Genomic DNA, 11,547 nt, shown 5'->3' with positions numbered 1-11,547 from the left:
GCGCTTGCTCGCCTTGCCCGTCAGGGGGCGCAACACGCTATAATGTCGCGCTTTCGCAGCAGGCTTGGAAAGCGCGCCGGCCGCCCCGACATTGGTACAAGGCTTGAGCGCCAAGGTGGCCACAGGCCCCGCTGTTTTGCGATGCGGTGTGCCAATAGCGGACGCTACGCCAGGTTTCTCGTGTCTGACTTAGGTCTCTAGCGACGCGTGCCTAGTGGCATGCTTAGCAGTGGTACGTAAACAATTGTGCTTATGTAGTCGTGCTCAGGAGAGTTGAACGATGCCCATCTATGAATATGAGTGCAAGGCCTGTGGCCATCGCCTGGAAAAGCTGCAGAAAATCAGCGCCGACCCGCTGACCGAATGCCCGGCCTGCGCCAAGGAAGAGCTCCAGCGGCTGATCAGTGCAGCGGGCTTCCGGCTGGCCGGCAACGGCTGGTACGAGACCGATTTCAAGTCCGGCAGCAAGAAGAATCTTGCCGGCGAGGGTGGGGCTGACAAGACTGCCCCGACCAAGACGACGGCCAAGGACGGAACGGCGGCCTAAGCGTCCCGTCCTCCTTTATTATTCGATAACGCAACAGAACAGGATTTGACATGCGCAGCCATTATTGCGGCCAGCTGAACGAGACTCTGGTGGACCAGCAGGTCACCTTGTGCGGGTGGGTTCACCGCCGCCGTGACCATGGTGGGGTAATCTTCCTCGACCTGCGCGACCGTGACGGTCTGGCGCAGGTGGTGGTGGATCCCGATACCGCCGAAGCCTTCTCGACCGCCGACCGCGCACGCAACGAGTTCGTGCTGCGCATTACCGGCCGGGTGCGCCTGCGCCCCGAAGGTACCCAGAACCCCAACATGCCCACTGGCATGATCGAGGTGCTGGCCAAGGACGTCGAGGTGCTCAACACCGCCGCCACCCCACCGTTCCAGCTCGATGAACATGGCAAGGTCGGCGAGGAAACGCGCCTCAAGCATCGCTATATCGACCTGCGCCGCCCAGAGATGATCGACAAGCTGCGCCTGCGCTCGCGCATCTCTCACAGCGTGCGTGCCTTTCTCGAGGGGCAGGGCTTCCTCGATATCGAGACGCCGATCCTGACCCGTGCCACGCCGGAAGGCGCCCGCGACTACCTGGTGCCGAGCCGCACACACGCGGGCAGTTTCTTCGCGCTCCCGCAGTCGCCGCAGCTTTTCAAGCAGCTGCTGATGGTGTCCGGCGTTGATCGCTATTATCAGATCGCCAAGTGCTTCCGTGACGAGGACCTGCGCGCCGACCGTCAGCCGGAATTCACCCAGATCGACCTCGAGGCATCCTTCGTCGACGAAGACGACGTCATGGCCATCACCGAGACCATGATCCGTCAGCTGTTCCAGGAAGTGCTCGACGTTGAGCTGCCGCTGTTCCCGCGCATGCCGTATGCCGAAGCCATGAGCCGCTTTGGTTCTGACAAGCCGGACCTGCGCATCCCGCTGGAGCTCACCGATGTCGACGACCTGATGAAGGACGTCGACTTCAAGGTCTTCTCCGGTCCGGCCCAGGCCGACGATGGCCGTGTGGCGGCGCTCAAGGTGCCGGGCGGTGCCAAGCTGTCGCGCAAGGAAATCGACGAGTACACCAAGTTCGTCGGCATCTACGGCGCTCGCGGTCTGGCCTGGATCAAGGTCAACGAACGTGCCAAGGGCATCGAAGGTCTGCAGTCGCCGATCGTCAAGTTCATGGACGGCATCATCGAAGATTTGCTTGATCGCGTCGAAGCTCAGGACGGCGATATCATCTTCTTCGGCGCCGATAACGCACGCATCGTCAACGAGGCGATCGGCGCGTTGCGCGTCAAGCTGGGTGAAGACCTCGAGCTCTATACCCGCGAATGGGCACCGCTGTGGGTGGTCGACTTCCCGATGTTCGAGGAAGACGGCAACGGCCGCATGCAGGCGCTTCACCACCCGTTCACCGCCCCGTCCTGCGATGTCGACACCCTGCGCGACCGCCCGGCCGAGGCGCTGTCCAAGGCCTACGACATGGTGCTCAACGGGACCGAACTGGGCGGTGGCTCGATTCGTATCCACGATCATGGCATGCAGCGCGCGGTCCTTGATGTGCTGGGCATCGGCGAGGAAGAAGCCGACGAGAAGTTCGGCTTCCTGCTCGACGCCCTGCAGTATGGCGCACCGCCCCATGGCGGTCTGGCCTTCGGCCTCGACCGCCTGGTAATGCTGATGACCGGTGCCAAGACTATCCGTGAGGTCATCGCCTTCCCGAAAACCCAGAGCGCCGCTTGCCTGATGACCGACGCTCCGGGCGTGGTATCTCCGACGCAGCTCAAAGAGCTCAATATCCGCCTGCGCCAGAAAGCCAAGCCCGAGGGTGAGCAGGGCGCTTGAGCCACACCTAGCACCTGATACACGCAATTCCGATCCGCCGGCGCCCTTGGGCGCCGGCGGAGCATGAAAAGGAGGTTTTTTTCATGGCCGGACATAGCAAATGGGCCAATATCAAGCATCGCAAGGCGGCACAGGACGCCAAGCGCGGCAAGATCTTCTCCAAGCTGATTCGTGAACTGACGGTGGCCGCGCGACTGGGCGGCAGTGAGCCAAACGACAACCCGCGTCTGCGAGCGGCCATCGACAAGGCGCTTGGCAGCAACATGACCAAGGACACCATCCAGCGCGCCGTCGACCGCGGGGCGGGTAACACAGATGGCGACGCCATGGAGGAAACCGTCTACGAGGGGTATGGCCCGGATGGTGTCGCCGTGCTGGTCGAGTGCATGACCGACAACCGCAATCGCACTGTCTCGGAAGTGCGCCATGCTTTCTCCAAGCATGGTGGCAACCTTGGCACCACCGGTTCTGTGTCCTTCATGTTCCATCACCAGGGGCGGCTGCAGTTTACCGATGGCACCAGCGAGGAAGCGCTGATGGAGGCCACTCTGGAGGCCGGCGCCGAAGACGTGGTCAGCCATGACGATGGCAGCATCGAAGTCGTCACCCAGCCGGGGGATTTCTGGACGGTCAAGGACGCACTGCTCGAGGCAGACCTGACCCCGCCTCATTCATGAGGGCGCTGATCGAGAATCGTGAAGATCGGTGCTGCCGGCACTACCCATCCGGAGCAGCATTGGCGGCGTGAGAACCTGCCGTCATATGCTCAGGAAGAGCATTTTCTTCGCGCTTATATAGTCTTCAGGAATTGATTTCGGCCATCAGGGCAGCCGTAATCGCCAGCCACCATGGTGGCCGCCTTGCTCGTGAGTCAGTCGTCGTGTCGCCGGGCGTCAGCTCAGTGCGGTCAGCTTCGGTAACCCTTTCAGCAAGGTGGGCCACCATTTGTCGGCAGCATCACCGAGGTGAACGGTGATGCGCCTTGCGTGCAGTGACAATGTCGCGGCGATCTTGAGCACCTGTTCGCGCATCCTGCTCAGGCTCCAGCCTTGGCGGGTTTGCCGCTCCAGGAGGCAGCGCAGGCCATGCAGGACCTGATAGGCGTAGAGGCTCAGCAGCAGACTCACCTCGTTGCGGGCCATCACGTCCTGAACGGTGGAGGCGCCGCGATCGGTCGACGAGAGGTGCACGTCGAGTGCCGACTTCACCTCGCCCATGTGCGCCTCAGCGCTGCCGCGCTTGCGGTAGAGCGCCAGGACCTTCTCCGGCGGCCAGTCGAACTTGCCGAGGTTGGTGACCAGGAAGAAGGCATGTAGCAACAGATCATCGGGGCGTTCCTGCACCACCAACACCACGCGCCGTGGCGCCGCCCAGGAACCGGCTTGGTACTCCAGGTCATGGCACCATTCACGAGGCTGTTCGGGTGGCCGGCCTCGTGGCCGCTTCAGATGTGGCGCCGCCAGCGCCTGCAGGCCCGTGTGGCTGCGCAGCCGGCCCAGGTACTCGATGTCGCGATCTTCCAGGGCCTTCAGTGTGGCGTTGTCGGTGAACCCCGCATCGATGCGCACTCGAATCTGGGCCCCGGTGCTCTCGTTGAGTCGCCTGACCAAGTGCGGGATCCAGGTGTCGGCGTTCTCGGCCGGGCCGGCGTTGCCTTCCCGCAGCAGGCCGCCCACCATGTCGCCGGTCTCGGCCAGCGAGGCCACCAGCGGCGAGTAGATTCGTGCGCCGTAAAGACCATGAAACGCCGAGCCGCCCTGGTGACCGTGGACCTCGATCGGCAGGCCGTCGATGTCCAGCGTCAGCTGCTCGGGGCGTTCGCCATTCTTCAGCGAGGTCAGACGCCAGACCACCAGCCGCAGCAGGCCTTCGTGCACGGCATCAATGTTGTCGTTGCGCCCGAGACACGTCAGCAGCCGCGACAGCGTGGCTTGAGATGGTCGATCTTGGGCCAGTGGCGTCATTCCGCGAGCATCGCTGCAGGCCAACTGCCAGAGCGGGTCACGACGCAGCGTGTCGGTATCACTGAGGTCGATCCAGCCCATCGCGCGCTGCAGCACCAGGGTGCGCAGCTGGCTGGCCAGAGAATGACGGATTCGCAGCGGGTGGCGCCGATCGACCAGATTGTCTTCGAGCGCCTCGATCACGCCGCTGTTATCGAGGGCTTCACGCAGCAGCAAGGCGCCGCTGTCGCTGGTGGAGCGCTGGCCGTCGAGCTCAACGCGGATGGACCCGTTGCAGGACGGAATCCAGGGAGATACGCTTTCACCCATAGCGGATGGTCCTCTGGAATCAGGTTCTTGCCGGAACGTTCTGATTTCTCAAGAGAATACCATCCGCTATCTTCGTTTTCAGGCCTGCCTCATGAATAAGCCGGGCTGACGCCATCGCACAGCGAGATTGGCAAGTATCCCGACAACTACTCGCTTGTCGACGACGTCGAGGTGGCACAGAAGGTCATCAAGCTGGTGGACATGCTCGAGGATCTCGATGATGTGCAGAACGTCTATTCCAATGCCGATTTCGACGAGGCCGTTCTTGATCAGCTCGAATAACGTGGTACCAGGCGACGAGGCTTGTCCATGCTGATACTGGGTATCGATCCGGGGTCCCGCATCACCGGCTATGGCGTGCTCGATGTCAGCCAGCCGCGGCCGGTATACGTCGCCAGCGGCTGTATTCGCCTTAAGGACGATGATCTCGCCCAGCGCCTGGCCCAGTGCTACGCCGGCATCAGCGAACTGATCGCTGTGCATCGACCGTCAGAATTCGCCATCGAACAGGTGTTCATGTCCAACAACGCTGCCTCGGCGCTGAAACTCGGCCAGGCACGTGGGGCCGCCATCGTATGTGCCGCTAATCACGGGCTGCCGGTCAGCGAATATGGACCACGCCAGATCAAGCAGGCGGTCACCGGCACCGGGGCCGCCGACAAGAGTCAGGTGCAGCATATGGTGACGGCCGTATTGGGGCTTTCGGCAACGCCCCAGGCGGATGCCGCCGACGCCCTGGCCATCGCTCTGACCCATGCCCATGCGCGTCTCGGCCTGGTGCAAAAGGGCGCCTTTGGCGGACGTACCGGTCGCCAGGGTCGGGGCAAGGGCTGGCGGGACTATCGTCCTGAGTGACGTTCCGGCCACGATAATGCCCCACCTTCAGGAGTATGCAGCGTCGAGCATCTTATCCTTGGCCAGGCACCGGCGCTTTTATATTATCAAACGCTGTTTGTATATACTGGTCAGCCCATGGGGCGACCAGTATAGTGATTCAGCACTCTCTCACGCGCTCTCTCAAGAGCTCTCTCAAGAACTATCTCAAGAGCTATCTCGAAAAATATCTCAAGGATCGTGACGGCATGATTGGACGCCTGCGTGGCACTCTGCTGGAAAAGCAGCCGCCCTGGCTGGTCGTGGATGTAGGCGGGGTAGGCTATGAGCTCGAAGCCTCCATGACGACTCTGCTGGCCCTGCCCGGTGTCGGTGAAACGATACAGTTGCACACTCATCTGACCGTGCGCGAGGATGCGCACCTGCTGTTTGGCTTCGCCCGAGAAAAGGAACGTGCCCTGTTCAGGGCCCTGATCAAGGTCAACGGGGTAGGCCCTAAGCTGGCCCTGGCCATCCTCTCCGGTATGGACGAGGATCAGTTCATTCGTTGTGTAATGGATGACGACGTCAAGGCCCTGACCCGACTACCGGGCGTCGGCAAGAAGACCGCCGAGCGGCTGGTGATCGAAATGCGCGACCGATTCCCGCATTGGACCCAGGCAACCGAGGGTGCTCTTGCCGGGCTCGAACAGGCAGCCGGCACAGGCGCCTCGGCAAGCGATTCCCGCGCCGATGCCGAAGCCGCGCTGGTGGCGCTGGGCTACAAGCCCACCGAAGCCGCCAAGATGATCGCCGCTCAAGATGAGGGCCTGTCGACCGAGGCCCTGATCAAGGGCGCTCTGGCCCGCAAGTTGGCGGGTTGATGATTCATGACCCATGGCAAAAGTGAGCGCATGCGCCTCAAGGCAGTTCCCGCACAGCACCTCCAGGCAACGGAGGGCCTATGATCGACAGTGATCGGCTGATCGCCGCTCAGCCCCGCGAAGGGGAAGCGCCGATCGATCATGCCATTCGTCCCCAGCGGCTGGCCGACTATATCGGCCAGCCGGCGGTGCGCGAGCAGCTCGATATCTTCATCAGCGCCGCCCGTGGTCGCGGTGAGAGCCTCGACCATACGCTGGTCTTCGGCCCCCCCGGGCTTGGCAAGACTACCCTGGCCAACATCATCGCCCATGAGATGGACGTCGATATCAAGTCCACGTCGGGGCCGGTGCTTGAGCGGGCGGGGGATCTGGCCGCCATGCTGACCAACCTGCAGCCGGGCGATGTGCTGTTCATCGACGAGATTCACCGCCTGTCCCCGGCGGTAGAAGAAGTCCTATACCCGGCCATGGAAGACTTCCAGCTCGATATCGTGATCGGTGAAGGGCCTGCGGCACGCTCCATCAAGCTTGATCTGCCACGTTTCACACTGGTCGGTGCCACCACCCGTGCGGGGCTTTTGACATCGCCGCTGCGTGATCGCTTCGGTATCGTTCAGCGGCTCGAATTCTACAGCCTCTCCGAACTCACCGAGATCGTTTCCCGTTCCGCAAGGCTGCTTGGGGTCGAGGCAGACCAGGCAGGTGCTGCCGAGATCGCTCGCCGAGCGCGTGGCACGCCGCGTATCGCTAACCGCCTGCTGCGACGGGTGCGGGACTTCAGCGAGGTACGCGGTAGCGGTGCGCTGGAGGCCGATATCGCCGACCAGGCGCTTAACTTGTTGAACGTCGACTCCCACGGCCTCGATCACATGGACCGACGCCTACTCCTGGCGATGATCGAGAAGTTCGAAGGCGGACCAGTGGGCGTCGATAGCCTGGCGGCGGCGATCAGCGAAGAGCGCGACACCATCGAAGATGTCATCGAGCCCTACCTGATTCAGCAAGGTTTCATGATGCGCACGGCTCGCGGCCGCGTGGTCACGCGTCAGGCCTATCTGCATTTCGGCCTCAGCCGGGATGAAGGCTTGCCACCGAGTGACTCAACGCATACGCAAGAGGGCGGGGCATGAGCGAATTCCAGCACCCGGTCACCGTCTATATCGAAGATACCGATGCGGGTGGCATCGTTTACTACGTCAATTATCTCAAGTATATGGAACGGGCCCGCAGCGAGTGGCTGAAGCAGCTGGGCATTACCCAGCGCGCACTGCTCGAGGACGGCATCCAACTGGTGGTGCATCGGCTGGAGTGCCGCTATGCCAAGCCTGCCAGGCTTGACGATGAACTCAGCGTCAGCGCCGAGGTCAAGGCCCACAGTGCCTGTCGGCTGAGTTTTCATCAGGTCGTGCAGCACCGCGGGGAACCCCTGTGCCATGCCACGGTCGACATCGCCTGCCTGGATGCGACCAGCCTGAGGCCCAGGCGCTGGCCAGCCAGCCTGGGCAAGGCGCTGTCAGCCTGAAGAAATGAGTCGCCGGCCTGGGGCGCTAACGTCGCAGGTTCGGCTCGAGGTTTTCGTATGACGAACGCGTTTGATAAAAGAGGACTCCCGTGAACGACTCCATGTCCATACCACATCTGATCCTGAACGCCAGTGGCGTGGTGCAGTTCGTGATGCTGCTGCTGATCATCGCCTCGGTGCTGTCCTGGGTGGTGATCTTTCAGCGCAGCTTCGTACTGCGTCGCGCCAAGCGGGCCCACAAGGCCTTCGAGGACCGCTTCTGGTCAGGCATTGATCTCAACGAGTTGTACCGAGAGACACCCGCGGAACAGGAAACCCAGGGTGCCGAACACGTCTTCCGCTCCGGCTTTCGCGAGTTCAACCGTCTGCTGCCCAAGACGCGTAACCCCCAGGCGATACTCGAGGGCGTTCAGCGCTCGATGCGGGTCGCCTGGTCGCGCGAAGAAGAGCGCCTGAATCTGCACCTGATCTTCCTCGCCACCGTCGCCTCCGCCAGCCCGTATATCGGTCTGTTCGGCACCGTTTGGGGCATCATGGGCTCTTTCCAGAGCCTGTCGATGACGCAGCAGGCCACGCTTGCCACCGTCGCTCCCTGGATCGCCGAGGCCCTGATCGCCACCGCCATGGGGCTGTTCGCGGCGATTCCGGCGGTTATCTTCTATAACCGCCTGTCTGCCTCGTCCAGCAAGCTGCTCGGTAAGTACGAAGACTTTGCCGAAGAGTTTCATTCCATCCTGCACCGCAACCTCCAGGGGCGCGGTGATCAGGATGCGGCCTGAGGGAGCAATGCCATGATGCATGGTCCGTTTCACCGTGGTGGCCGCAGCAAGCCGATGGGTGAGATCAACGTGGTGCCCTTCATCGACGTGATGCTGGTGCTGCTGGTGATCTTCATGATCACCGCGCCGATGATGACGCAGGGCGTCCAGGTCGAACTGCCCAAGACCGCCTCCAAGCCGATTGCCGATATCCAGGATCAGGAGCCGGTGATCGTCTCCGTTGACCGCGAGGGCAGCTATTTCATCTCAGTCGGCGACGACAAATCGGCCACCAGCCTCGAGGCCATCTCCGACAAGGTGATTGCCATTCTTGATCGGCGCCCCAATACGCCGGTACTGGTTCGCGGGGATCGCAATGTGCCCTATGGTCAGGTGATTACCCTGATGAGCACACTGCAAGTGGCCGGCGTCAGCGATGTCGGCCTGATTTCCGAACCGCCGCCTGCCGACAATTAAGGAGCACGCATGGCCAGACATGACTCCCGCGTGGGCTACGGCCTGCCGGTGGCCCTGGCGCTTGCCCTGCACGTCGGGGTCGTCGTGATCAATGTGCTGGAATTTCCGACCTCTGAAGAGGAGCCGAGCTCGGCGTCAGTGGTCAAGGCGACGCTGGTCAGCACCGAAACCGCAACCGACCAGGCGCAGCGTGCCGAGGCCGCCAGAGCCCGTGCCGCTAAGCGTCAGGCAGAGGAAGAGGCCGCCGCTGCTGAGCGCCAACGCCAGCAGGAAGCCGAACAGGCAGCGGCCGAGCAGCAAGCTCAGCAAGCGGCCGAACAGGCAGCGGCACGCAAGGCCGCCGAACAAGCACGCAGTGAGGCCGAGGCCGATGCCCAGCGTCGTGCCGAAGAAGCCGCCGCCGCCGAAGCCCGCCGACAGCAAGAGGAGCAGGCGCGCCAGGAGGCTGAGGCACAGCGTCAGGCACAGGCCGAAGCCGAGCAACAGCGTCAAGAGGAAGCCCGCCGCCAGGCGGAGGCCGACGCAGAAGCCAAGCGCCAGGAGGAAGCCCGTCAGAAGGCACAGGCTCAGGCTGAGGCCAAGCGCCAGGAAGAAGCCCGCCAGCAGGCCGAAGCTGAAGCCGAAGCAAAGCGTCAGCAAGAGGCGCGAAAGCAGGCTGAAGCCGAGGCCGAACGCAAACGCCAGGAAGAGGCTCGCCAGCAGGCCGAAGCCGAAGCTGAGCGCAAGCGTCGGGAAGAAGCCGCCAAGCGTGCGGCCGAAGCGGCCAGCAATAGCCTGGACAGCGCCATTGCCGGCGAGGAAGAGGACATCGCCAATGCTCGTCAGGCGGAGCAGGCCAGTAATAGCTTCCAGAACCTGGTGCGCAGCGCCGTCGAGCAAGCCTGGATTGTTCCGCCTAATCTGAGTTCAGGTGTCCAAGCGCTGGTGCGCCTGACGCTGCTGCCTACCGGCGAGCTGGTCAATACGCAGCTCGTCCAGAGCAGTGGCGATGCGGCCTTCGATCGCTCGGTCCTTCAGGCAGTAGAGCGCGCTGCGCCCTTCCGCGAGATGCAAGATCTGCCCCCTGCGGCCCAGCGCCGCTTTCGAGACTTTAACCTGAGATTCAAACCGGGAGATGTGCGCTGATGAAACGTTATTCGAGCCTGTGGTGCGGCATGCTGCTGATGATGATTGCCAGCCTTGCCCATGCTGATCTGACCATCGAAATTACCCAGGGCAGTGATCGGGCCACGCCGATTGCCGTGGTGCCTTTCGCCGAGCAGGGCGCTCAGCTGCCCACGGATATTGCCAGCGTGATCGCCAACGATCTTGAGCGCAGTGGTCAGTTCAAGCCCCTGTCCCGAGACAATCTTATCGCCACGCCGAGTGCCAGCAGCGAGGTCAACTATCGCGACTGGCGGGCGGTGGATGCCGATTACCTGGTGGTGGGCAAGGTCGGCACCGATGGCAGCATTCAGTACGAACTGATGGACGTCTACGGCCAGGAGCGCATGCTCGGCAAGGTCATCAATCTCGCCGGCCCCGATCAGTCGCGAGCAGCGGCGCACCGTATAAGCGACGAGATATTCGAGGCCATCACCGGGATTCGTGGTGCCTTCTCGACCCAGATCGCCTATGTCACCGCACAAGGGGTGGGCGAGAATATCCAGTATGGCCTGCAAGTGGCCGACGCTGACGGCTACAACAGCCAGCAGATCCTGTCCTCTGACGAGCCGATTCTGTCACCGGACTGGTCGCCGGATGGTCAGAAGCTCGCCTATGTGTCGTTTGAAACTGGACGTCCGGCCATCTATATCCAGAACCTGGCATCCAGTCAGCGGGTACGAGCCAGCTCTTTCGAGGGCATCAACGGGGCACCGGCCTGGTCCCCGGACGGCCGCAAGTTGGCCATGTCGCTCTCCAAGGATGGCCAGCCGGAAATCTATGTGATGGACATCGGCGCCGGCAGCTTTCAGCGCCTGACACGCAGCGACGCCATTGATACCGAGCCTAGTTGGGCGCCAGACGGCCAAAGCCTGGTGTTCACATCCGACCGAAGCGGCGGCCCGCAGCTATATCGCTATGATATGGCCAGCGGCGAAGCCAAGCGCCTGACCTTCACCGGCAACTATAATTCTCGTGGGCGCTTTGCACCTGATGGCGAGACCCTGTTCATGATCCATCGCGGCAGCCAGGGCTTCCAGGTGGCTAAACAGGACATGGAGACTGGCCGCTTGATCACCTTGACCGACTCGCGTGCCGATGAATCACCCAGTGTTGCCCCCAACGGCACCATGGTAATCTTCGCCACCCAGCAGGGCGGAAAAGGGGTGCTCTCGGCGGTCTCGGCGGATGGCAAGGCGTCTTTCCGGCTTCCCGCAGCTCAGGGTGATGTTCGCGAACCCGCCTGGTCACCGTTTCTGAATTAAACGATCATTTCGTTTATACCCTGCCAGTCA

Annotated in this window: 12 protein-coding genes and 1 pseudogene; 12 read left to right on the top strand and 1 reads right to left on the bottom strand. The window is 62.4% G+C overall.

What is annotated here, in order from left to right; all coding sequences use genetic code 11:
- Nucleotides 1-280: 280 nt before the first annotated feature.
- The 3 genes and pseudogenes from Q2K57_RS16095 to Q2K57_RS16085 all read left to right on the top strand — a co-directional run.
- Nucleotides 281-547 carry an FmdB family zinc ribbon protein gene (locus Q2K57_RS16095; RefSeq protein WP_112055277.1) on the top strand — a complete coding sequence of 89 codons (267 nt, stop codon included), beginning with the start codon at nucleotides 281-283 and terminating at the stop codon, nucleotides 545-547.
- Between the two features lie 50 nt (nucleotides 548-597).
- Nucleotides 598-2,382 (top strand): aspartate--tRNA ligase, encoded by a 1,785-nt coding sequence (gene aspS, locus Q2K57_RS16090; protein WP_112055278.1) that lies wholly within the window; start codon nucleotides 598-600, stop codon nucleotides 2,380-2,382.
- Nucleotides 2,383-2,465: 83 nt separating this feature from the next.
- Nucleotides 2,466-3,047: pseudogene (locus Q2K57_RS16085) on the top strand (YebC/PmpR family DNA-binding transcriptional regulator); the annotation flags it as partial.
- A gap of 228 nt (nucleotides 3,048-3,275) precedes the next feature.
- On the opposite strand, the gene Q2K57_RS16080 reads toward Q2K57_RS16085, so the two are convergent.
- Nucleotides 3,276-4,655, bottom strand: a complete 1,380-nt coding sequence (locus Q2K57_RS16080; protein ID WP_304525661.1) for an IS1380 family transposase — start codon at nucleotides 4,653-4,655, stop codon at nucleotides 3,276-3,278.
- Between the two features lie 105 nt (nucleotides 4,656-4,760).
- Between Q2K57_RS16080 and Q2K57_RS16075 the strand changes: the two genes are divergently transcribed.
- The 9 genes from Q2K57_RS16075 (at nucleotide 4,761) to tolB (ending at nucleotide 11,517) form a co-directional block, all read left to right on the top strand.
- Complete coding sequence (locus tag Q2K57_RS16075) at nucleotides 4,761-4,937, top strand: YebC/PmpR family DNA-binding transcriptional regulator (RefSeq protein WP_369700314.1); 177 nt, start codon at nucleotides 4,761-4,763, stop codon at nucleotides 4,935-4,937.
- Between the two features lie 27 nt (nucleotides 4,938-4,964).
- Nucleotides 4,965-5,510 carry a crossover junction endodeoxyribonuclease RuvC gene (gene ruvC, locus Q2K57_RS16070; protein WP_112055280.1) on the top strand — a complete coding sequence of 182 codons (546 nt, stop codon included), beginning with the start codon at nucleotides 4,965-4,967 and terminating at the stop codon, nucleotides 5,508-5,510.
- A 227-nt stretch (nucleotides 5,511-5,737) separates the two neighbouring features.
- Nucleotides 5,738-6,352, top strand: a complete 615-nt coding sequence (gene ruvA, locus Q2K57_RS16065; protein ID WP_112055281.1) for a Holliday junction branch migration protein RuvA — start codon at nucleotides 5,738-5,740, stop codon at nucleotides 6,350-6,352.
- A gap of 80 nt (nucleotides 6,353-6,432) precedes the next feature.
- On the top strand, nucleotides 6,433-7,482 hold the full coding sequence (gene ruvB / locus Q2K57_RS16060) for a Holliday junction branch migration DNA helicase RuvB (RefSeq protein ID WP_112055282.1): 1,050 nt from the start codon (nucleotides 6,433-6,435) through the stop codon (nucleotides 7,480-7,482).
- On the top strand, nucleotides 7,479-7,874 hold the full coding sequence (ybgC, locus tag Q2K57_RS16055; protein ID WP_112055283.1) for a tol-pal system-associated acyl-CoA thioesterase: 396 nt from the start codon (nucleotides 7,479-7,481) through the stop codon (nucleotides 7,872-7,874). The genes ruvB and ybgC overlap by 4 nt, the downstream gene beginning before the upstream one ends.
- A gap of 101 nt (nucleotides 7,875-7,975) precedes the next feature.
- Nucleotides 7,976-8,653 (top strand): protein TolQ, encoded by a 678-nt coding sequence (gene tolQ / locus Q2K57_RS16050; RefSeq protein ID WP_181463082.1) that lies wholly within the window; start codon nucleotides 7,976-7,978, stop codon nucleotides 8,651-8,653.
- Nucleotides 8,654-8,668: 15 nt separating this feature from the next.
- Nucleotides 8,669-9,109 carry a protein TolR gene (gene tolR / locus Q2K57_RS16045; RefSeq protein WP_112055411.1) on the top strand — a complete coding sequence of 147 codons (441 nt, stop codon included), beginning with the start codon at nucleotides 8,669-8,671 and terminating at the stop codon, nucleotides 9,107-9,109.
- A 9-nt stretch (nucleotides 9,110-9,118) separates the two neighbouring features.
- Nucleotides 9,119-10,234, top strand: a complete 1,116-nt coding sequence (tolA, locus tag Q2K57_RS16040; RefSeq protein WP_112055285.1) for a cell envelope integrity protein TolA — start codon at nucleotides 9,119-9,121, stop codon at nucleotides 10,232-10,234.
- Nucleotides 10,234-11,517: a Tol-Pal system beta propeller repeat protein TolB gene (gene tolB, locus Q2K57_RS16035; protein WP_112055286.1), complete on the top strand. Its 1,284-nt coding sequence runs from the start codon at nucleotides 10,234-10,236 to the stop codon at nucleotides 11,515-11,517. The genes tolA and tolB overlap by 1 nt, the downstream gene beginning before the upstream one ends.
- Nucleotides 11,518-11,547: the final 30 nt, after the last annotated feature.

This window comes from Halomonas sp. I5-271120, assembly GCF_030553075.1.
Lineage (GTDB): Bacteria > Pseudomonadota > Gammaproteobacteria > Pseudomonadales > Halomonadaceae > Onishia > Onishia taeanensis_A.
Note: the sequence above shows the minus strand (reverse complement) of the source record. Positions and strands in the feature narration are given on the sequence as shown.